We start from the raw sequence: 23,405 nt of genomic DNA on the forward strand, positions 1-23,405 counted from the left end.
AAAGAGGTAAAACATTAATTTGCGTATTTTTTAATTTTAAATCCTTTCAAAACGGGTGTTGGGTGCCAGTTAATTTCCTTACGGGCCTTCGTATCATCAAAAGTAAGATCCGTGGTAATTTTACGAAGTTTATTTATGTTGATGGGGGCTGCTGCACCTAGTAAATCGCCTAAATGAGCCAATGCTTTTGCTACGAAAAAAGGTATATTTCCTGGTTTTCTTGCTCCAATTTGTTTGGCAATACAGGTAGACAGCTCTATAAAACTCGGATGATAGCCGTCTGTTAGGTTATAGATTCCGCCAATAGCTGCAAGCCTGGGTATAACATTTGCAACATCCTGCGCTAACACCATGCTCTTACAAGCTTTGCCTCCGCCGATATTTACATAAAATCCTTTTCTGATGCCATTAATCATCGCCGCCAGATTTCCCGGTGCTTCATCCCCGATAATCAGTGGCAACCTCAATATGGAAAGTTTAACCTTGTTTGCCAAACACCATTCCGTGGCAAGTCCTTCTGCCTGAATTTTGCTTTTTCCATAAGGATCGCTGGCTTTTAGCGCTGCATTTTCCTTGATGTTTTTACCTGTGTCCAAACCATAAACAGCCACCGTGCTGATGAGTACCAGCGAGGCTGGCAAGGATGGGTTTTCACTTAATGCACTTAACAGATTTCTCGTGCCATTCACGTTAACGCGGAAGAACTCCTCTTTTTCCTTGTCAGTTTTTGGAACGCTGTGCGCTTTTCCGGCACAATGAATAACAAGGTCATAGTGTTTATTTAAAACGGGTACCTCATCAGAGAGATCCGTTTGATAGGTACCCTTGTTCCTACTGAGGGTATCGGTAGCATCGATTTTTATCAGCTCTTTATAGATATATCCCCCTAAAAAGCCATGAGCACCTGTGAGTAAAATCATTAGTATTTATCTTTTAGACTTAACTCCGCCAGTGTTTTTTTGTTTATTTCGCTACGTCTTTTATCAAAAAACCAACCCCACTTGTTAAAATAATATATGGCAGATTGCATGCCAATCACAGTCAATTTCCAATCTTTGTGAGAACCTTTTTCAAAATGATGGACGATGGTTACCCGGGGGAAGTAGACGGTTTTATAACCTTCATCAATGATTCGCCTGCATAAGTCGGCTTCTTCACCGTACATGAATATATGATCATCAAAAAAGCCTACTTTCTGCAAGGCTGACAAACGAAGAAACATAAAACAACCAGATAAATAAGGCACCTCCATGATTTGATCATAACTGGTAAAGCGCAGTTCAAACAGCTGATTTCGGGCTTCTACGATCTTTTTTAGCGGATTAAACCTTCTGCCAATCCAATCGTAAGGTGTCGGCAGCAATTTGCATAAGTATTGTGTCGAGCCATCAGGGTATAAGACTTTAGGCATCAGATTACCAATTTCCTGATGTTCATCCATGTAGTTAACGATGGTCTCCAATATTTTCCCATCATATCGCACATCCGGATTAAACACCAGATGATAGGTAGCACCATCTGCTATAGCTCTTTTGATGGCTATGTTATGCCCCCCACCAAATCCGGGGTTTGATGGATTATGGATATAGGTAACATTTTCATGCTGGCTGATGTCTTTTAAATCATCAGTAGGTGAATTATCTACCAAGTATAATTTAATGGGCAGGTTACTTTCTAGAAAACTGTTTATGGAATCAGAGAGAATTTTTCTGTCATTTTTAAATAATACTATACACCCAGAAACTTTAATCATATATTTTTTATTAATATTACTTGCCATTGCGCAATAATTAGCGTCGTTGAAACGCAATTTGTGTTCCAACAAATGATGGAAAGCTTATTAAGCCCCGTTTTGCAAGGTGGCTATAAAAATAGGCTTTATTTGACAATTTGCTCCGTGCTAATACTATTACAAATATTTAAATATGCATGGGCACGTTGTTCAGCCGAATTAAAGGTTTTAACCCGCTCTTTTCCCGCTTTGATTAATTCCTTTTTCAAGGATGCATCATTGAGAAGCAAGTTCATTTTTGCTACAATGTCTTGTTCGTCAATTGGATCAAAATACAATGCAGCGTCCTCACAAACGCTTGCCGCAAAGGAAAGGTTTGAGGTTAAAATTGGTCGTTCCATTTTCATAGCCTCGGGGTAATTAGCAGAAAAGCATTCTATTAATGTTGGCAAAAACAAAGCGTCACATTCGTAATAGAGCTGTGGGCATTGGTCGGCATCGATCCTACCCAAATTAATAATACTTGCCCTTGCTTCATCCGATAGCTTTGATTGGAATGAGGCATCATCAACTGTTAAAATGAATGTGATTTTAAAATTTTTTATAACCTTCTTAACAAGCGGTATTACTTTATTGAGTATGGCCAGGTTTTTATGCGGCGCAAATGCACACAAACTTAAAAAACGAAATTCATTTTCTTCCTTTTTAGGCAGAAGGACTTCTTGCCTGGGGCTGTAATTTTCAAAAAAATGATTATAACTATTACTTACGGTATATACAGCCCTATTATTCACCCCTAAAAAATCAGGCAGCCGCTGCTTAACATCTTCTGTCTCACAGACATAATACTTACCATTTCTCACCAGAAAATACCTATGAAAAGTTTTCCTGAGGAACGTATCAAACAGTACATATAAAGATGTATGGGAAAAAAATGGGGAGTCTTCATAGATATAATGACCAGAAGCGTAACCCATTAAATGTTTTGACTTAGGCGTCCAATAGGATGGGCCAAATATACTAAAGGTACAATCAGGCTTTAACTCTGATTCAAGCTTTTTAAGCTGCTTAGCTACAGAAAAAGCTGTAAACAGCAATCTCGGTTCTAAGGTAATCGTGTGAAATATAAAATTATCAGGATATTCCCGCTGGTTAATTTGATTTGAAACATCATCACTAACCAAAATATAGTACGTGTGCCCAATTATCTTTTTGCATTCTTCAATAAAGGATACTGCGACTTGTGTAACACCTGTACTGCTAAGCGTCGATGCATTGATTAATAACTTCATAGGGTTTAATGATTATAAGTTGGTATGCTTAATGAGAAAAATTGCATTATATAGCTTTTATACGCCCAGATCATTATCGTCAAAATTAACACTTTGAAGGATATAAAACAATAATCAGCAGGATAACCTAGGCTTGTCGCTTTTTAAGCACCAGGATAAATAAACGGATCAATATGTATAAAATGACACCATAAAAGCAGAATTTTACCAATAGTACAGGGTTATAAGCAAACCACCGTGGAAAAGTGATCAGCAATAAAACACCATAGATCATCATTAGTTTGTTTTCAAATTGATAAAAGGAACGGATGACGAAAGCAAGAAAAGCGGCAATAATCGCTGGCCCTATATAACCCAGCCATATAAAAAAATAAGTACTGATTAGGCCACCCCCACCTGAGCGATAGGTATCCTGTTCATAGGCAGCCAGGTTGGCATATCCTGGTAAAATGGAAAGGGGAACGATAGGACTGAATAAGTAACTGATGAAACTAAATCCACGTTTGATTGGCGTTAGCCCGGCAGTGCCCGAAAGACCGATGAGCCTGGCACTTGATTGAATCACATCGCCTTCGTTAGAGGCAATGTATTCGATATCATGATTGTTGGAGAAAAAACCAGAAGGAATCATTAGTTGTCCTATGTTTCCTTGGATTAAATCGGCTGGGTTTGTCCTGATGTTACTCACTATTTCGTTAAAATATATACCAGAGAAGATGATTAAGACCACATATTTAAGTTTTATTTTATCCTTAAAAACATAATACAAGTAAAAATACAGCAGGCTGACCTGCACCACTTCAATACGACCGCCATAAAGCAATGTTTTAATCATGTAGAGTAGCAGGATAAAGATGAGTAGTGACTGACAAGCGAAATTTCTCGGTGCAAATAACATCACAAATAAAAAAATGAGGATAAAATATTCATGTAAAGTTGATTTCTGTACCGTATCACTGGTTCCATAAGAACCGCTTTGGAAGATCGTTTCTCCCGTAAGTCCAAAAATTAAGATAAATACACTACACACCAAAAACACGCTGAACAGCACCCTATCTGGCTTAAAATGGAGAAAAAGATCTGTCTTCACCACTTTCACTTCGGCAGAGATTAAATTACCCAAAAACACTAAAAAGATTGCGTGATTGATCAATACAGTGTTGATGATCCCGGGAGTTTGAAAATCTTGCCAAAAAGATACACCGATATGGTCGATAAAATAAATATTAAAGGTCTTGGTGTACAGAAAGATAAAGGAAAACAGGATGAACATAGGAATAACTTTTCGAAATTTGATGATGAACAACAAATTGACCAAAGTAGCACAAATGCTCAATCCTTCAGGGTAGCCCAAAACTGAAGCACCTATTCCAATCAGAAAAATGATTCCTGTTAAGATGAAGGTTATCCAATCGTTATAGCTTACGAAAATTCTATTCACCCTTCAATGTTTAAAGTCAAATTCAAAATTTTAGCAGTTTGACAAACGATTTTAACTTAATTGGTAAAGATCCCTTTTTCAAACTCTTTAAAAGAAACTTTTTACCCAGAGGTACATCTTTACTGCTCAGGTAATAACTGCCATTAAGGTAGTTGACCAATGCTTCAACCCTGGCTTTCCCAACACCAGGAACGGCCCGCTCATATTGAGTTAATAAATGATTGATTTTTAAGACCTGAACGGGAAAATCACCTGATATATTGCTATCGTTTAATCTGTATTCGCCAAGTACTTTATCGATAAAATAAAAATCAGCCTTTTCACGGGCCATTCTGAGTAGTAAATCATAATCCTCCACACCAATTAGCTTCTTATCTTCCCTGAAACCGTCAATTTTTAAAAGGACAGATTTTTTTACCACAAGTGAAGAGTTCACGATACGGTTACCGTTGAAAAGTAAATCTTCAAACTGGTTATAAAAGGGTGATTTCTGATGTCTTCCGATGATCTGTTTCTGATAGTTTGTGCTAAATAAATGATAAATCACCTCGCGGTCGTCGGATAACACCTGAAATACTTCATCCAATTTATTTGGAAGCCATAAATCATCTGAATCCAGGAAACATACCCAATCTGCAGCAGCATTCCTGATCCCTATATTCCTTGGTTTAGCGGGCCCACCCCAATTGGTATCGTAGCAATACTTTAAATCGATCAGGTGTTGAAAAGACTCTACCACTTCCTTAGTATGATCGCTCGAGCCATCATCGCAAATGAGCACCTCAAAGTTCTTGTAAGTTTGCTTGACAAGCCCCTGAAGGAGTTCTACAAGATAAGCAGCCCTGTTATAAGTTGGGACAACAATACTAAATGTTGGTTTATTCATCTATAAGTTATTATGAATTCAAATTCTCTTTCAGCACTTCGAGGTATTGTTTACCATACCTTAAATCAGGCTCCAGGTAATTGCCCTCTGCCCATTCATTCCACGATTTCACAAAGGCAATTCTTCTATCAGGACTTTTTTTCTTTAATACTTCAAATACACTTTTAACATGGCTATCGAAGAATTCCGGTTTGGCATCATGAAGGATAAGTGCATTGGTACCTGATCGCGGTGAATGATCCCAGTTTGGTATAATGGTAGGGATCATATTTGGGGACTCTTCCTCCTTACCGATAAAGTACTTCATCGCATTTTTATATTTTGCAAACCTGGGCAGCTTGAGCAAGCGTTTAGCAAAACGACTATATTTATTGCTGAGTTGCTGTTCTGCATAAAGTAAACGAACCACATTAATGGAATCTAGGTCTAATTTTTCTAACTTTTCCACTTCATGTAAATGTACCGCCTGTCCGATAAAATACACGCCTTTTAGTCCATTTTTCAACGCAAGGCCCTGCCAGGTTTTAATAAACTTATTAGCATCTGGTAAGTCTAATGCTTTATAAATCATAAACACCGGTTTGTCATCAATCCTTATGTACCTTTTATCTTTAAAAGCATCAAGTACCGCATAAAAATGGTCTTCTATATCCTGATCTCCCGGGTATAATTGTTCAATCAGCATATTACCTTTAGACAAACCATGCCATATTCCCTTCCAGCTATCGTTTGCCCATGCAAAACAAAAAGGAAAGTCAGGCTTACCTGAGGCGATGACCTCATTAATTGGTTTTTCCAACAAACGTTTTCCATTTCCAAACCAATAGTGCCAATAGCAAAAGCCTTCAATACCATGTTGTTTTGCCATTTCAGCCTGTTTCACACGAACTTCCTCCAGACGTAAATCATAATAGCCCAGATCGGCAGGAACTTTTGGTTGATAATGTCCTTTAAAAAGTGGTTTTGCTTTACCAACGTTAGTCCATTCGGTAAAACCTTCACCATGCCATGCATTGTTTTCAGGGATCGGATGAAACTGACCCAGGTAAAATGCGATAAGGCGTATATGATTTGAATTATTTTCTTCCATTTTATTTAATATTAAATCATCAACAATGGTGCTGATGCGATTACATCATCTTAATTAGTTTTGCGGGTACTCCGCCTACGACACTATTGGCCGCTACGTCACTACTGACAACTGAATTAGCGCCTATAATGGCATTTTCACCGATCCTAACGTTAGGCAGAATGGCAGCACCTTCACCAATCCAAACATTATCACCGATGATGACCGGTCCTTTAGAATATAAGGGCCTGAGAACAGGTGCAAGCACAATGGATTCCCGGGTAGCTTCGCCATGATTATGGTCGGTAATTAACACCCTGCTTCCGATTAACACATTGTCTCCAATTTCTATCCGGTTAATTGCCCCGATATGACAGTCATAATTGATATGCACGTTTTTACCGATTTTAATTGCCGGGGAAAACGTTTGTCCCTGATAACTGTCCCAAGCCTCTAGCCTAAGCCTTGCCCTTGTGCTGAAGTGCTCGTCAATCTCGATATATTTATTGCCAATCATCACTAAAGGGTATTCAAAGAACTGTGCGGATTTGGAATTCTTTAGCGATTTGGCAATTACTCCACTGTAAACACTATTTCTCACTGCTTTCCACCGAAGGTTGATATACCTGACAATCCCCGAGCTGAGTATGGAAATTAATAAGTTATAAATATATTTCAGGATTTTCTTCATGCGTGACTAATTTTATTTTTAATCAGCAGCATTAGCTTTTTGATAAACTTAGGATGAAGCATTTCGCGTGGAAAATCCAGGAAAGCACGTAATTTAAACTTCATGACCAATAAGGTCCTATAGGAAAATAGGTAGTTATTTTCTACTTCCAGGTAAAGCTGAGAAAAACGAGCATAATCTATGTGGATTTTTTCGAACGCTAAAGGAATATTTTTTTGATACAGATTTTTAAAAAGCAGGGTATTAAAAGAAGGGACATCGATGACGCGTTGTTTATACTTTGCCCCTATTTCTTCGCGGTAAGTTTTACTGTTGATGAGCTTCTGGGCATAGTCAAAATAAGGCTCCGGTTGATGAAAAGTAATGTTGGCATCCTGATCTCCAAAAGTTAGGAAGCTCTCCACATCATTACATGGGATGTTCGCATCGCTATAAGAAAGTATGGGTTTGCTATTCACGGCCGCATATTGCGACATTAACCCGCCAGTGATCGGGTAGGTGCTCAGGTAGATATCACAACGCTGAAAGATGTGGTTGATGTCTGTTCGGTTACCAATTAAGTAAAACCTGTTCTCGTAACCGTTGCTGCTGATAAATTTATGGATCGGATCGGCATCACCATCTCCTGCCAATAACACAACAGTTTGTGGATTTTCATCCAGCAGCCTTTTAAGCATTGTAAAAAAGGCATTGTTACCGCCATACATTTTATAATAAGTACCTCCAGTAAAGATCAGGACCTTATCTGAGCCCAGTTCTGGGAGCCCCTTAAATTCGCCACAATCCGTGATTGGGTAATAGGGCTGTAAGAGCAGTTTTTCTTTTGGAATGCCCCTTTGTTCTATAGAAACGGTACAGCCGTAATCGCGGAATTCTAGACTATAGTCAATGCAGCTTACGCCTAACCAAAATGCATGGTCAGTCAGGTTAACCTGGTACCTTTCCACATGACTTAAAGCATTCCAAACGGTAACAGCCACCACACTTGCCGGATGTAGGTGTAATAATGCTTTCTCAGGTTTGAATGCAACAATCTTTTCATGAACAAACTTTATTTTATCCAGAAGCGAGAGCCCGGGATCAACCAGGAGCACCTGTGCTTTATCATAGGTTTTGATCTCTACCAGAATAGCATCCGATTTGACCACATAGTTTTCTAAGACATATAAAAATTCAATGTCTAAAGCCATCAGGGCTTGTAAGTATTGTTGAGTTAGCCCTCTATTGGCGATGCCGAAATAATCGTAGAAAACGACACGACCATTGTGTTGAACAGCTGAGCTTGTATCAGAAAACAATTTGCCGGCGATCGCCGACAATAGACCCTCTAATACATCATCTTTATAAAAGAAATTAAAATTGTAGGCAATGTTGGCCGATAATTCTATTTGCTCCAGACATTTATCGTATTCGCCTTTTGCAAATGATTCCTTGGCTGAATTTCTAATTTTATGATAGGAATTTGTAATCTCTCTCTCTGTTAAATCGCTCATTAGTTCTTATTTCTAAAATATTTAATTTTAATTTTTTCAAAAATCATAGGCAATACTAATATTTTTTTTAATTGATAATAAGAAAAAGAAACGACACCCCCTATTATAAAAAAAGTGTTAACATAGAATATAAAGCCACTGAATAATCTAGTGTTAATCATAGTAAAGAAAACTAAAGTTAAATACACAGCAATTAATAGTCTATTCTTTCTACTCCAGGTAAATCCACTGATTCTTCGAACACAAATAAACACGACAGAGAGCTTTATAACTATAGCTATTAGAAATCCGATACCTAAAATTTCTACGCCAAAGAAATCTTGACCAAGATAAATAAGGCTATAATAAAGCACTGCCCATAACAAATCTGTCAGAACTGAATAAATACCCATGCCCTTAGCTAGAAACAATACTCCTAAAGGCCAAGTAATGAGTACGAAAAAATCACCTATCGCCTGCCATTCTAATATAGGCACTGCACCGGCAAAGGATGAAGAATACAATAATTTTATGATAAGCGGACAAAAAGCAATTATAGCGATAACCATGGGCGCTCCAAAAATCAAAGCGAGTTCAGTTTGTTCGTTGATTAAAGTATTAACTTTAGTATTATCCTTACTATGGACGCTTAGTCTAGGGAAGAAGTCAGCAAGCATTGAATTTAATATTATGCTTAAGTACATCGTCGAAATGGTATATGAAGCTTGAAAAATACCCACTGATGAAATACCCATTTCATCTGCTATAAAAATCCTTATTGCATAAGTACACAAACTTCCAATAAATCCAGAAATAACTATAAAAAATCCTAAACGCGCCATGCTTAGCCCCCCCTTAAAGGTTTCTTGCAAGTTCATCACTACTGGAATAGTTTTTAAATCTTTCGTAAATATCCAGGAAATAATCAAAGAACTAAATGACATTAAAATTAGTCCTGGTATTATTCCGTCCAGCCCAAACCACCAATATAGTGGAACTGTAATGATCAAACCTAAAATTGAACCTAAAACAGTAGCCTTCGCCATTTTCCCCATGAGCCGGTAACCTTGTAAAATCGCTAACTGAGCTTGTGATAAACTTGTTGCAATAAACGTTATGGAAAGAAAAAGGATTCCAATTGCATAATCATCATTACCAAAAGTATATTCACTTATAGGCACACAAAAGATTATTGCGAATAACATTCCAATTACTCCAGTTGCTATCGCCCATCTCTTGACAATAAAAACCGTTCTAGAAATTTTCACCTCATTATTGGAATTATTTGATTCAGCGATGTCTTTAACTGCGCTAAAATTTATCCCAAAACCTGTCATACTCCGGATTAAATCAATTGTTACTTGAAATAATCCTACTAAGCCTACACCCATTGGGCCAAGAAGTACCGCTACAATTTTGGTTCGGAATATGCCTATTAGAATTGTAAAAACCTGAGAACCACCTATTATTCCAGTAGATTTAATAATCTTTTTATATGAACTGTCTTCTGACATTTAAAACTTAACTAATTGATGCAAACTTAGGGTAACTTTTTAAGATTGACTTTGAGCTGTATCAAGTAACGCCAAATTTTAAAGTCGGAGCTCTTGTTTTTATGTTCATGCCAATAAAACAAATTCAAATCTCTATCGTGATTATTAACATCTCCCCTAGAAAATTTTTCTTCCATCGATCGATAAGATTTACTCCAATAGTGATTAATTTGAATAGTAGAATCTTTAGGACTTTTAAATCCTGCTCGGTGTATTTCGTATTTAATGAATTTTTTAAACTCATTTACGGGCGGGATAGTCATAGAAAACCCCAACACCTTTAATTTGCCTTCCATAAAATGATGATTGGTATAATTAGCCACTTCAAAATCGGTATTGAAAAGTACTTTGCTTACATCATCTAATTTCTCCCAACACACAGTATATTGTTCGATAACTAATTTATTAACGTCTTCTTGTAACAGACCACTCGTACCAAACATCTTCCAATAAATAGCTATGGAGGGGTAATGACTATAGTTCTTCAACCAATCATTTATGTTTGTTTCGTAAAGAGGACATATAAATTCATCAATATCAAGAAAAGAGATCCACTGTGTTTCTCCCCTTCGATTTACAAAACAATGTTCATAAGCAGGGAACTGACCAGGTATCATTGGCCATTCTATTAGCTCTACAATTCCATTATCTATATAGGAAGCCAGTACATTTTTAAAATCATCATTAGAATTATTATTATATAAATAAAAATGATCAACACCAATCAGCAAATGGTAAGTTATCCATTCGTTCAGGTACTTAGCTTCGTTTTTAAAAATTGCGCATATTGAAACTTTGTATTTTTTTTTAATCCCTGATCTGTTTTTTTTTATTCTTAATACACTTTCGTAAAGCATATCCAAGAATGGCAACAACAGCCTTTTGATGTAATATTTAACTGTATAATTCTGTTGCCTATCATGGATAAACATCCTATTTTCGTTACGCATTTTACGCTTAAATATTTAAAAGTCTGTTAATTATAATCATTCAAGTTTTGAATAACTAATGCTATCTCCTCTTTGGTCATCACCGGGCTGATCGGCAGGCTTAATACCTCATTATGAATGCGCTCCGATTTAGGAAAGGAAAGTTGATTCCATTCTGCATAGGCGGCTTGTTGGTGTGGCGGAATAGGGTAATGGATCAGTGTTTGAATGCCCTGGTCTAATAGGTGCTTTTGAAGTTTATCCCTATCGGATGTGCGGATCACAAATAAATGCCAAACATGTTCATTTGGATCTGCAGGCATTTCAGGTTTAATGATTTGATCATTATTGATTTCCTGGATATAACGGGCAGCAATTTCCCTTCTGTATTGATTTTCTGCATCAATATATTTTAACTTCACATCCAATACACCGGCCTGTATTTCATCCAGACGGCTGTTAAGGCCTTTATAGATATTGATATATTTTTGATTAGACCCATAATTAGCGATAGCCCTGATTGTTTTTGCCAGTTCTTCATCTTTACAGGTCACTGCGCCAGCGTCGCCAAGTGCGCCTAGGTTTTTACCGGGATAAAAACTAAATCCGGCAGCATCTCCTAAATTACCGGCTTTTAGACCATTCCAGGAAGCACCGATGGCTTGTGCATTATCTTCTACGATTTTAAGATCATACTTATCTGCAATAGTTGTCAGGGCTTCAGAAAAAACTACCCGACCATATAAATGAACCAATAGTATCGCTTTCGTTTTTGATGTAATTTTACTTTCGATTTCACTGCTATCGATATTGTAAGTATCCATTTCAGGCTCTACCAATACCGGAACTAATCCATTATCTGATATGGCCAGCATGGAAGCGATATAGGTGTTTGAAGGGACTAATACTTCGTCGCCAGCTTTCATAATCCCCATTTCGATGTACGCCCTGAAAATCAGCCTCAAGGCATCAAGCCCATTGGCTACACCTATGGCCTGAGGTGTTCCGATATAATTTTTTAAATTGTTTTCAAAGTTGCTTACTTCATTACCTAATAAATACCATCCACTCCTAAAGGTACTCAACAATCTATCTTCTATTTCCTGCTGATAAACAAGGTTTATTTTTTGTAAATCTAAAAATTTAATCATTCTTTTATAATTAATTGATTGTTGTTAAAATGGTACAAAACGCCTTCATTGTCCTTGTATTGCAGATCTACCAGTTTGCCTTCTTTAGTAATATAACCTTTATGTTTAGCGGGATTTCCATAATAAACATGATGAGGCGCTACGTGTGTAGTGACCACACTACCCGCACCGATTAAAGCATATTCACCAATTGTATTTCCGGCAATGATGGTGGCATTAGCACCTATAGATGCGCCTTTCTTTACCACCGTTTTGGCAAATGATTCGGGGTATTGTTTAGAACGGGGGGTCAGGTCGTTAGTAAACGTAGCATTCGGACCAATAAAAACATGATCGCCTAAGGTGATGCCGTCCCAGATCTGAACACCTGGTTTCACTGTCACATGGTTACCGATGACTACGTCATTTTCAATTAACACATTACAATTGATGTTACAGTGGTTACCAATGACAGCATTCTTTAAAATCACACAGAATTGCCAAACGGTGGTTTCCTTACCAATATTTTTACTTTGTACATCTGCTAATGGGTGGATGCTGGGCATATATTTACTTATAATTTAAAAATTCCTCATACTCCCTGATGTAATCATCTTCGTTATATACATGTGAGGCTAAGACAAGACAAATAGCTCCGGAACAAAAATTAATCTCTGATGCCCAAATCCCCGGTGGGATGTGTAAACCTATATTTGGCCGATTTAGAAAAACCTGCCTTTTAAAGTTTCCATCGTCAAGCTGTACTTCAAAACTTCCGCTGGCGGCAATCAAAAACTGATGACATTCGTAGTGGGCATGTGCGCCACGACTTTCACCACCTGCGATGTCATATAAATAGAAAACCCTTTTCACATCAAATGGAAATGAGCCATCATTTTCTATGACCGTGAGATTCCCTTGCTCAAAATTCTTCTTCCCTAAATCAACTAAGGTACAATCGAAAACAGTAACCTTATTTTCCATTTTTTAATTCTTTAAACTCATCAAAATCCCGGATATAATCGCTTTCGGAGAAAGCACTGTCAGACACAATTAATGCTAAGGAATTAGTAGAGAAATTTTCTATTCTTCTCCAATGCATTTTAGGCACATATAAGCCATAATATGACCTATTAAGGGAGTATTTTACTTCTTCTGCCCCGTTGTGTAAAACCACGTCAAAACTACCAGAGAGGGCAATGATAAACTCTAATTGCTCCTTAAAAGCATGGCTACCTCTGATTTCTCCGCCTGGCACATCATATATCCAATAGGTTCTGTAAATTTCAAATGGAATCTGTCCCGGATATTCGACAAATGATAGATTTCCTCTTTTGTCCAAAATTTTGGGCAGTTCTATTATTCTTGGAATTTCCTTCATATACTATACTAAAACGTCCTTTATGATTTTATTAAGCAATAAAACTATAACCGTTAAAAATCCTATAAGAATGGCGCCGATGATTGCAGCAGTAATAGGATTGCTTTGTTCTTTTTCTAATGGATATATAGGCTGATCAACAACTTGAATTAATGGCATTTCTTTTAATAAAGTCATCCTTGACATTTCCAGATTTCTTAGCAATTCACTAAGTATAACCTTATTTGTTTCAGCAGATGTTTTAGATCGCTCAACCGGAGCCACACGTTGTACCTGCCTGGTTGGGTTTAAATTTGGTGTGGCATCCAACACAGCTGCAGATCTATAGATCTCGCCATTCATTACCTTTCTAACCGAATCAGCCTGTTGCTGTAAAACATTGACATTTTCTAATGATTTTTTTGTTTTCGTCTGCACGTAAAAGTCATTTACGTTTTTGACTATTTGATCATTGAAATTTTTAGCAAATAACTCATCCGGAGACTTAATCTCCACTTTAAAAAGGCTCACCTTTTTATCAGGTTTGGTAACCACTAAATAATTTTTCTGAATATCAGCAACGATAGCCCCAACGATACTATCCTGAAGTCTGGTTACAGAAGTGTTCCTTGCACTGTCCGTAAACTGAAAGTCAACAAGAGCAGGGTTCTTACTCTCCTTCCAACGGTCTTTTAGATTGTTAAAATCAATATATTGGTTGATTAAAATTTCATTTTTACTTTCATTTCTAATCTCGGTGAACAGCGTCTTTTCAATCATTGTTCGCGACTTATATAATTCTAAAATACTGTTGCTTTCAAATAAACCACCGCCTGTACCACCCAAGTCAATTCCTGCCATAGAGGCCAGGCCACCCATTCCTCCAGCTTGATTGGCACTACCTACTCCTTCTTCCAGCACAAAAGTAGTGGTAGCTGTAAAGGTCGGCTTATCAACATAGGCAATAGCAAAACCGATGATCCCACCAAGTATTGCAATTAGAATAATGGTTAGCCATTTGGAAAGCAGGTACTTAAACCATTCCTGAATTTTCAGAAGGAATTCTTTGAGTGTAATTTCGTCCGACTTATTTGAATCTATTATTGGTTCTGATTTCATTCAATTTGAAAAGTGTTTTAATATGCAATAATTATCGAAGTAATGATACAATGATCGCTCCCATTGATGCAAGTGCTGTTCCTAAACCAATCCAGCTTTGTGCGGTCATTCGTTCCCTTTCGGCACGTTTCGGTACTAAAATTTCGGCACCTGGCTTTACCTGAGGGTAATTATTAAAAAAAAGAAACTTACTGGTTCCTTTTACTGAGCCATTAGCATATTTAACATAAGCACCACTTTTCAAAGCGTTCGAAGTAAATCCTCCCGCCCCATTTAGATAGCTTTTAAAATCCTTACTTGGCGTGTAAACAATGCTATTCGGATTTAACACTTCACCGGTCACTTTAACCGTTTGCAGTTGTCTTGGAATCCGTATGATATCACCATCTTCAAGTATTAAATCTATCCTGGATTTTGGTTTTTCTAATATTCTTTTCAGGTCAATTCCAACGAGATCTGATTGAATCAATTTTTGTTCAATTTCAGTTTTAAGTGTGTCCTTAACCCCCGATTCCTGAGCTCTTTTTAAACTTAAAAACTTCTTATCTTCTTCTTCTTGGTCGTTGATCGCATTTTTATCATCAGGATCATTTTTTTCCGGGCCAGGTCTTTTTAATGAGGCACCGTTAGCATAGGCAAGTACTGTTAACCCTCCTGCTCGTTCAATCACATCAGATATCGTTTCATTTTTCTTTGTAATAGTATAGGTGCCAGGATATAAAACTTCACCTTCCAACTTAACCTGCTTTTGAACCTGGTACCCTTCGGAACTCCGGATAGAGACAACATCAAAGGGCTGTAGAACAAATGAATTATCAAGAATTTTAAGATTCTGGTCCACGCTTATATTAAAGACTTCTGCCGTTATAGCTGACACGGATTTCGCATCACTGTCTTTGATTCTTCTTGACACTTCTATACGATTAGGAGTCGCACCTTCTTTGAAACCTCCAGCCATCTGAATTAGGTCTTCCAAATTCATATTTTCCGCATATTCAAAAATCCCAGGTTCTCTTACCTCCCCTTGAATGCTTAAATTAAATTCATCACGTAAATCAAACAGCGATGATATGGTAACTTTGTCTTCGCGCTGTAGTGGAATATCCGCTACCGTTCCAGACATTATTTTTGCCACATCAAATGATATTAAGGCTAAGGTATTATCTGCATTTAGTCGATTAATATAAGCTCTGTTTAAAAATGCATCTTCCTTTAATCCCTCGGCCTTAAGGATTAAGGCTTTTAATGTTAGGCCTTTTTCCAATTCGTATGGACCAGGTCTGAAAACGGCACCTTCAATTTCAACGCGATTTTCAAATCGATCTAAAATACTTTCAACAATGTACTTATCACCATTTAGTGGGCCATATACCGAAAACTGTTCAGCAGCTACATCCGTAATTCTTCTCTCCTTATTAGTGTTTTGTAATACCTTTATTCTAGCGGTATATGCCTGGTTACTAAATCCACCAGCAAAATTAATCACATCTTCTAATGACTCTGTGCTTAACACCTCGAACAATGCTGGCCTTTTTACTTCGCCAGCCATTTCTACCCGACTTTGATATACAGGTACATTAATGACATCCTGATCCTGTAAACGAATGTTGTTGGTTTGAATACCGCGTAATAAAAAATCATAAACATCAATAGTAGACACAATTCTGTTATTTCGAATCACTTGAATATTACGAAAAGACCCGTTTATATTCGGCCCACCAGAAACATACAAAGCATTAAATACCGTTACCAAAGAAGGTAAAGTATAAGATCCCGGCTTAACAACCTCTCCTAATACAGTTACTTTGATGCTTCTGATATTCCCTATATTAATTGCTAGATTGGTCCGGCCGGTTCTCAAACCCGGGTATGTCGATGACATCAAAGATTTAAGTTTAGCAGTTGCTTGTTCTATGGTTAAACCACCTAAAGGAATCCTACCAACATATTGTAGATTGATAGCACCTTCTGGACTCACTTTTAATGTGTAATTAGCTTCGTTGTCGCCATTAAGATCAATCAGTAACTCATCATCCGGACCAATTACATAGCCCTTTGGGGTAGCCATACGTAAATTAGGTTCAAATGTTAAATTCCCGTTTTTAAATAAGTCAACACCAAAAATTTTGGGCTTTAGATCTTCAAATAAGCTTATTCTTTCCTGTGCTCTTTTTTCCGCATCAGATAATTCATCACTATCTGTATTTTTATTGTCTCTCGTTTTTGCCGTTGTTGTGTCGTTCTCTAATGTTCTTCCACTAGATTTACCTTTCAAAGATTTGTCATTTGTTGATGAGGTTCCGTCTTGTTTTCTTATCTTTTCAACACGCAGCCTAAGCTTTTGAATTTCGTCAGGTTTCATCCCTTGCGCAGCTGCCATTTTCTCCAATTGAGCATCGTCATACCCAATGGATTCAGCCCGCTGCATCAACTGACGTACCTGTACATCAGTTAATTCATCAACCTTCACGTCGGCATAGTTTGTTTGCGCGGATACTTGAGTAATAATAAGTACCATTAAAAACGAGAGAACGGTTAAAACCTTTTTAATATTCATATAGGGTTATTCAAAATGATTTAATGGAGTGTAACCTCCAGATTTGAGATGTGCGTCCTTTTTAGTTAGGGACAGGTCTGCTTGAACCATATCCTGAATTAACAATGACAAATCGTATTTGGGAACCCAGCCTAGCTGTGTTTTAGATTTTGTTGGGTCACCCAACAACAAGTCAACCTCTGTGGGCCTAAAATATTTAGGATCAACCTTCACCACTTCCATACCCAGATGCACCTCAGCTGCATTTAGTTCCAATTTTTGGAAAATCACAGGATCAATATCAATAATAACGCCTTTTTCATGCTCATCTTTTCCAATAAATTCTACCGTAATACCTAATTCTGCGAAACTCATTTTAACAAAATCACGCACAGTTGTGGTAATCCCCGTGGCAATTACAAAATCTTCTGGGACGTCTTGTTGAAGGATTAACCACATCGCTTCGATATAATCTTTAGCATGACCCCAGTCACGTTGAGCAGAAAGATTACCTAAATAAAGGCATTTTTGTAAGCCCAGAGCGATTTTGCTTGCCGCACGGGTAATTTTCCTTGTGACAAAGGTTTCACCCCTAAGCGGGCTCTCATGGTTAAATAAAATCCCATTGCAAGCAAACATACCGTAAGCTTCACGGTAATTTACAATGATCCAGTAAGCATATATTTTAGCCACTGCATAAGGTGAACGAGGATAAAAAGGAGTGGTTTCACTTTGAGGAACAGCTTGAACTAAACCGTATAATTCTGAAGTAGAGGCCTGATAGATTTTTGTCTTTTTTTCTAATCCTAAAATTCTAATCGCTTCTAACAACCTTAAAGTTCCTATACCGTCAGCATTTGCTGTGTATTCAGGCATTTCAAAACTTACCTGAACATGGCTCATTGCCGCCAAGTTATAAATTTCATCAGGTTGTGTTTCCTGGATAATCCTGATTAGATTAGTTGAATCAGTGAGGTCACCAAAATGAAGTTTAAAATTAACACCTTTATCGTGCGGATCCTGGTACAAATGGTCAATACGATCTGTATTGAACAAAGAGGAGCGTCTTTTTAGTCCATGCACAAAATAGCCTTTTTTCAATAAAAATTCAGCAAGATATGCACCATCCTGTCCGGTAACTCCTGTAATTAAGGCGACTTTCATAGAAATGTATTGATTATTTATCAAAGATAAAAATTTAAAGCTATAACTTATTTATGCATTGATTCAGACTATCCCTCCAATATGGAATAGGAAGATCAAAAGTACTTTTAATTTTAGTTTTATCTAAGACGGAATAATGGGGCCTTGTAGCCTTCGTATTAAACGCACTTGAACTTACCGGCCATACATCGATGTCAACTTCTGCAAATTCAAATATCGCTTTTGCAAAATCATACCAGGATGCGACACCTTCATTGCTATAATGGTAAAGGCCATAGGCTGGTTTTTGAGAATCTATAATATGTAAAATACATTTTGCTAAATCCATGGCATATGTTGGAGTACCTACTTGGTCATAAATCACTTGTAATTCGGATTTAATTTGAGACAACTTTAACATCGTCTTGCAGAAATTATTGGCCTTTTCTGAATAAAGCCAGCTGGTGCGGATGATAAAATATTTTTCGAGGTTATTTGCAATGGCTAACTCCCCTTTTAGTTTGGATGCACCATAAACATTTATTGGATTGGTAGCCGACGTTTCTGTTAAAGGAATACCACGACTTCCGTCAAAAACAAAATCTGTAGAAATATGGATTAAGGTTGTTTGATATTCCGCACATGTTTCTGCAAGACGTTTAACGGCAAATTCATTTACTTCGTGTGCATTAGCCTGGTCTTCTTCTGCCAGATCCACTGCAGTATAAGCTGCACAATTTATACAATAAACCGGGTGGTATTGATCAAATACAGAAGTCATCTGCTCTGAATCACTAATGTTCAAATCATTTTGAGATAAAAAGACAAATATATGGTTAGCAGTAGAAGATGTTGTTATAACTTCCTGAAGGCATTGACCAAGCTGACCATTACCGCCGATAACAATAATATTACTCATTAATTTTTTGCGTCCAAATGAAATTGTATTCCTATTGTGATAGGATTCAAAAGAAATTCACCTTTTTTATATTTACTAGAAGTCGGTGTTGTTGCTCCAGCTTGAAGTGATCTTTCTTCTGTAGTAGAACTATAAAACCACTCCATGTTCGATTCTGCAAATATAGATATTTGTTCCACAGGATTAATTTTTAAGCCCAGGGTTGGAGTTACAGTAAAACCATCCTTAACGGATTTATAAGCGGCAGTATGTGCATTATTTTTTGCTTCGCTATCAAATTTATTTGAACGGTAACCGAAATCGAAGGCAAAATAGGGCTGAACAACAGAATAGTTAAAATTCTTTTCAAAGCCCATCTCAAAAGCAATATCTTTCAATTGCCCATTGATAGTTTCACCATTACTGATGAAAACAACTTCTTTCTTAAGTTGACCTCCATTTAAGCGGTAACTCCAGAGGTTATCATTAAATTTTATAATATAACTATTGAAATAAGAAGTTAAATAAGTATCTGTATTTGATTGATTGAAAAGTTTTGGCATCTGGGTAAAATTATATCCACGAACACCTAAACTATAATTATAGTTTCCATCACGCTGGCTGAAAGCCATAAAAGAAATCAATGTAAATGAAATAACAAGTAATAATTTTTTCATACAGGTAATTGAGCCATTAAGTTTGCGAAAGTATTAAAATTAACACAGTTTTCATGAAGTTCCTGCGTATTTATTAATACTTAGCGCAACTATTAGACCAAATCTGAAAAATTATTAGATGTCTCTATCCTGATCATCTTCGCTGTCTTCTTCACTTTCTAATTCATAGGAAGGTCGTGCTGCATCATACGCCTGGGCTAAAGCATCCTGTTCTGTAGTACCCTCCATGGAAGCATGTGCAACACCGCTAAATTCAGAAGGTTCTTCACTTGTTTGCGACTGTTCCTGACCGTTCATCTCTTGGTTACGCTCGTCCTGGTTTTGATCATTTTCGTTCTCTGGGAAATTCATAATAATTGGCTTTAGTTTTTTTGATTTAACAAAGCATTTGCGAAAGTGTTTTCGCAGGGTTTAATGCCTTCCTACACCACTATGACAGCCAATAATTTGAAATGACTAACTTTGTTTGACAACAATTACTGCGATACAATGACATATAAAGAAAAACTGACTGCGATACGTAAGCAAATGGCCGCCGATAACGTACAGGCCTACCTGATTCCTTCAGCCGATCCGCACATGAGCGAATACCTCCCAAAACATTTTAAATGCATTCCGTTTGCCTCAGGTTTTAGGGGTTCGGCAGGAACTTTAGTGATTACCCATGATTTTGCCGGACTATGGACCGACTCCAGGTATTTTGAACAGGCCTCAGAGCAATTAGCCGATAGCGGCTTTGAACTGGTGAAATTGAAAGTGCAGCACATGCCTGAATATATAGAATGGCTAAATGATACTTTAGCACCCGGTGATGTGGTGGCTACAGATGAGAAACTGCTTTCTATTCTTTCCGGCGACTTGTTAACCCTTAATTTAGGTAAAAAGGGAATTACCCTAACACATAAAGATTACCTGGATCCTATTTGGGAAAATAGACCGGCTTTACCTACTGATGCCGCTTTTTTAATTGAAGACGAACATATTGGGCAAAGTGTAAGTTCTAAATTAGCGGAAGTAAGGGCCGTATTAACAAAACAACAGGCAGATTTCCATTTGGTCTCTTCCTTAGATGACATGGCCTGGTTGTTTAACATCAGGGGGAAAGATGTGAATTACAACCCGGTGGTATTGAGTTTCGCTTTAATTAGCCAGGATCATGCAAAATTGTATATCGACCCGGCTAAATTAACGGAAGCAGAAAAAGAGACTTTGCTAAAAAGCGCCGTGGAAGTGATAGCTTATGATGAAATTGAACGGGATTTAGCTTTACTACCTGCCAATGCTTCTATATTGATAGATCCAAAACGTAACTGTTATGCGTATTTAAAAGTATTACCAGCCAGCGTAAAGGTGATTAAGGAAACCAATCCCTCGACTGTTTTAAAAGCGGTTAAAAATGCAACGGAATTAGCAAACACCCGGACGGCCATGGTTAAAGATGGTGTGGCCATTACCCGTTTCTTTAAATGGGTATCTGAAAATATTGGAAAGATCAAAATTACGGAGCTTTCTGCAGCAGCACAATTACGTAGTTACCGAATGGAACAAGAAGGTTTTATTGGGGACAGCTTTACCACGATCAGCGCTTATAAAGCACATGGGGCCTTGCCGCATTACTCAGCATCTGCGGAGAGTAACTCGGAACTGCAACCAGAAAGTTTGTTCCTGGTGGATTCTGGTGGTCAGTATTTTTATGGAACCACAGATATTACCCGTACAGTTTCTTTAGGCAAGAATACAGAAGAGGAATGTATTGATTACACCTTAGTGTTGAAAGGCATGATTGATGGTTGTAAATCGCGATTCCCTAAAGGCACTTGTGGTTACCAGATCGACGCCATTACCCGCAAACCGATTTGGGAACATGGAATAAATTATGGTCATGGTACCGGGCATGGTGTTGGTTATTTTTTAAATGTACATGAAGGACCGCAGGTTTTTAACCCGACCAATACACCTGTATCCATTGAACTGGGCATGATTACTTCCATAGAGCCTGGAATTTACAGACCTGGAAAACATGGCATTAGAATAGAAAATTTGGTAACGACCGTTGAGGATGCTAAAACTGAGTTTGGTGATTTCTATGCGTTTGAAGCATTAACCTTAGCACCCATCAGTACCAATATTGTTAAAAAGGAGTTATTGGAAAATAGCCAGGTACAATGGTTGAATGACTATAATGCACGGGTATTTGAAAAATTAAGTCCTTTTTTAACAGAAGAGGAAAACCTTTGGTTAAAGAAAGAAACAGCGGCAATTTAAGTCGGCAGACTTATTTTACCCATTAATACAGATGGCAGACCAGGGCGGCTTCCAAAATCAAGTCGCCCTCCTGTTATACATTCATTAGCCAATAAGGCAAAAAGAACTGCTTCTTTAGCATCTGGATCCACATCCAATTCATTCGTGTTCCTGATTGTTTTCTGTAAACGGTCTTGTATTTTCTGCAGGAGCAGCGGATTGTGCATCCCTCCCCCACTTACATAAATTTCATAGTTTAACACTTGTTCCTGGTTTAAATTCAGAGCCGCTACAGCGCGTTCAACAGCTTCGGTGATAGTGATGGCTGTATATTCACATAAAGTAGCCAGGATATCTTCATGTGTAGGTTTTCCACTTCCCTTTGCCAGGGCTAAATCCAGGTAGTGCAGGTTAAATAATTCTGGACCGGTTGTTTTAGGAAATGGCAAATCAAAAAAGGGCTCCTCTAAGAGGGCGTCAAGTAATTCATGTTGGATTAGCCCTTTACTGGCCAGAAGCGCATCTTTATCGTAAGCCATACCTGGATAATGTAATTGCACATATTGATCCATCATCGTGTTTCCCGGACCAACATCTGTGGAGAACACATGATCTGCATGGCTTCCGGAGGGCAGGTATGTAAAATTAGCAATGCCACCAATATTAAGCAAAATACGGTTTTCATCAGGGCTTGAAAAGATCAGGTAATCGCCATAAACGGCAAGTGGTGCACCTTCTCCACCTGTAGCAACATGTTTTTGCCTGAAATCACTGAGGGTAATGACACCTGTTTTAACGGCAAGGTGATCGCCATCGCCGATTTGCAGCGTGGCATTTGGCCAGCAATTTTTCTGGTGTTTGCTAATGGGCGCATGGAAAATAGTTTGCCCGTGACTGGCAATTATAGCTACTTCTCCTGCCGTTATACCCCATTCTTGTAAACATTGCAGCACCAGTTCGCCATGGTAAGTTCCGATATAGGCGTTTAAGAGCGTGAGCTTTTGTAAATCGACCTGCTCCTTAAAGGAAATGGACTTTAACTCTTCCTTGAAAACTGATGGGTAGGGAATGGTTTTAAACTGCAGTACGCTTGTTTTAGTCCCCAAACCAGACCCTTCAAAACGGCATAAGGCCACGTCTAATCCGTCTAAAGAGGTGCCCGACATTAAACCGATGATCGTTCTGCCTGGTGCTTGTGAAAGTTCGTAAAGTTTTTTAAGGTAAGGGTTCATT

At 37.8% G+C, this 23,405-nt stretch carries 22 protein-coding genes; 1 reads left to right on the top strand and 21 read right to left on the bottom strand.

Features of this window, described 5'->3' with window-relative positions:
- Positions 1-14: 14 nt before the first annotated feature.
- From IWX76_RS15875 to IWX76_RS15970, 20 genes are all read right to left on the bottom strand, one after another.
- A complete protein-coding gene (locus IWX76_RS15875; RefSeq protein WP_196861009.1) occupies positions 15-920 on the bottom strand; it encodes an NAD-dependent epimerase/dehydratase family protein in 906 nt (301 codons plus the stop codon).
- Positions 920-1,753, bottom strand: a complete 834-nt coding sequence (locus tag IWX76_RS15880; protein ID WP_196861010.1) for a glycosyltransferase family 2 protein — start codon at positions 1,751-1,753, stop codon at positions 920-922. Before IWX76_RS15880 ends, IWX76_RS15875 begins: the two co-directional genes overlap by 1 nt.
- A 125-nt stretch (positions 1,754-1,878) precedes the next feature.
- Positions 1,879-3,024, bottom strand: a complete 1,146-nt coding sequence (locus IWX76_RS15885) for a glycosyltransferase (RefSeq protein ID WP_196861011.1) — start codon at positions 3,022-3,024, stop codon at positions 1,879-1,881.
- 127 nt (positions 3,025-3,151) lie between these two features.
- Positions 3,152-4,465, bottom strand: coding sequence for a hypothetical protein (locus IWX76_RS15890; RefSeq protein ID WP_196861012.1), 1,314 nt, complete (start codon positions 4,463-4,465; stop codon positions 3,152-3,154).
- Between the two features lie 22 nt (positions 4,466-4,487).
- Complete coding sequence (locus tag IWX76_RS15895; RefSeq protein ID WP_196861013.1) at positions 4,488-5,351, bottom strand: glycosyltransferase family 2 protein; 864 nt, start codon at positions 5,349-5,351, stop codon at positions 4,488-4,490.
- A gap of 10 nt (positions 5,352-5,361) precedes the next feature.
- A complete protein-coding gene (locus IWX76_RS15900; RefSeq protein WP_334642081.1) occupies positions 5,362-6,441 on the bottom strand; it encodes a glycosyltransferase WbsX family protein in 1,080 nt (359 codons plus the stop codon).
- 40 nt (positions 6,442-6,481) lie between these two features.
- Positions 6,482-7,111 (bottom strand): acyltransferase, encoded by a 630-nt coding sequence (locus IWX76_RS15905; protein ID WP_334642082.1) that lies wholly within the window; start codon positions 7,109-7,111, stop codon positions 6,482-6,484.
- The gene (locus IWX76_RS15910; protein WP_196861014.1) at positions 7,108-8,604 is read right to left on the bottom strand and encodes a hypothetical protein; all 1,497 of its coding nucleotides are present in this window, start codon (positions 8,602-8,604) and stop codon (positions 7,108-7,110) included. Before IWX76_RS15910 ends, IWX76_RS15905 begins: the two co-directional genes overlap by 4 nt.
- Positions 8,604-10,097: an O-antigen translocase gene (locus IWX76_RS15915; RefSeq protein ID WP_196861015.1), complete on the bottom strand. Its 1,494-nt coding sequence runs from the start codon at positions 10,095-10,097 to the stop codon at positions 8,604-8,606. The genes IWX76_RS15910 and IWX76_RS15915 overlap by 1 nt, the downstream gene beginning before the upstream one ends.
- Before the next feature lie 26 nt (positions 10,098-10,123).
- Positions 10,124-11,086, bottom strand: coding sequence for a glycosyltransferase family 92 protein (locus IWX76_RS15920; protein WP_196861016.1), 963 nt, complete (start codon positions 11,084-11,086; stop codon positions 10,124-10,126).
- Between the two features lie 26 nt (positions 11,087-11,112).
- A complete protein-coding gene (locus IWX76_RS15925; RefSeq protein ID WP_196861017.1) occupies positions 11,113-12,216 on the bottom strand; it encodes a DegT/DnrJ/EryC1/StrS family aminotransferase in 1,104 nt (367 codons plus the stop codon).
- A complete protein-coding gene (locus IWX76_RS15930) occupies positions 12,213-12,761 on the bottom strand; it encodes an acyltransferase (protein WP_196861018.1) in 549 nt (182 codons plus the stop codon). Before IWX76_RS15930 ends, IWX76_RS15925 begins: the two co-directional genes overlap by 4 nt.
- Positions 12,762-12,765: 4 nt before the next feature.
- On the bottom strand, positions 12,766-13,179 hold the full coding sequence (locus IWX76_RS15935) for a sugar 3,4-ketoisomerase (protein ID WP_196861019.1): 414 nt from the start codon (positions 13,177-13,179) through the stop codon (positions 12,766-12,768).
- On the bottom strand, positions 13,169-13,576 hold the full coding sequence (locus IWX76_RS15940; RefSeq protein ID WP_196861020.1) for a sugar 3,4-ketoisomerase: 408 nt from the start codon (positions 13,574-13,576) through the stop codon (positions 13,169-13,171). The genes IWX76_RS15935 and IWX76_RS15940 overlap by 11 nt, the downstream gene beginning before the upstream one ends.
- A gap of 3 nt (positions 13,577-13,579) precedes the next feature.
- Entirely contained in the window at positions 13,580-14,674 is a 1,095-nt protein-coding gene (locus tag IWX76_RS15945) for a Wzz/FepE/Etk N-terminal domain-containing protein (RefSeq protein ID WP_196861021.1), read from the bottom strand.
- Positions 14,675-14,705: 31 nt separating this feature from the next.
- The gene (locus IWX76_RS15950; RefSeq protein WP_196861022.1) at positions 14,706-17,231 is read right to left on the bottom strand and encodes an SLBB domain-containing protein; all 2,526 of its coding nucleotides are present in this window, start codon (positions 17,229-17,231) and stop codon (positions 14,706-14,708) included.
- 6 nt (positions 17,232-17,237) lie between these two features.
- Positions 17,238-18,374, bottom strand: coding sequence for a GDP-mannose 4,6-dehydratase (gene gmd / locus IWX76_RS15955; RefSeq protein ID WP_196861023.1), 1,137 nt, complete (start codon positions 18,372-18,374; stop codon positions 17,238-17,240).
- A 40-nt stretch (positions 18,375-18,414) separates the two neighbouring features.
- A complete protein-coding gene (rfbD, locus tag IWX76_RS15960; RefSeq protein WP_196861024.1) occupies positions 18,415-19,272 on the bottom strand; it encodes a dTDP-4-dehydrorhamnose reductase in 858 nt (285 codons plus the stop codon).
- Positions 19,272-19,928, bottom strand: a complete 657-nt coding sequence (locus IWX76_RS15965; protein ID WP_196861025.1) for a hypothetical protein — start codon at positions 19,926-19,928, stop codon at positions 19,272-19,274. The genes rfbD and IWX76_RS15965 overlap by 1 nt, the downstream gene beginning before the upstream one ends.
- Positions 19,929-20,042: 114 nt before the next feature.
- On the bottom strand, positions 20,043-20,279 hold the full coding sequence (locus tag IWX76_RS15970; protein WP_196861026.1) for a hypothetical protein: 237 nt from the start codon (positions 20,277-20,279) through the stop codon (positions 20,043-20,045).
- Positions 20,280-20,417: 138 nt separating this feature from the next.
- Between IWX76_RS15970 and IWX76_RS15975 the strand changes: the two genes are divergently transcribed.
- Positions 20,418-22,193 (top strand): aminopeptidase P family N-terminal domain-containing protein, encoded by a 1,776-nt coding sequence (locus IWX76_RS15975; RefSeq protein WP_196861027.1) that lies wholly within the window; start codon positions 20,418-20,420, stop codon positions 22,191-22,193.
- Here the strand turns inward: IWX76_RS15975 and IWX76_RS15980 are convergent.
- Positions 22,190-23,404: an anhydro-N-acetylmuramic acid kinase gene (locus tag IWX76_RS15980; RefSeq protein WP_196861028.1), complete on the bottom strand. Its 1,215-nt coding sequence runs from the start codon at positions 23,402-23,404 to the stop codon at positions 22,190-22,192. The genes IWX76_RS15975 and IWX76_RS15980 overlap by 4 nt on opposite strands.
- Position 23,405 lies beyond the last annotated feature (1 nt).

Origin of the sequence: Pedobacter sp. CAN_A7, assembly GCF_015752175.1 — a bacterium.
Taxonomy (GTDB): Bacteria; Bacteroidota; Bacteroidia; order Sphingobacteriales; family Sphingobacteriaceae; genus Pedobacter.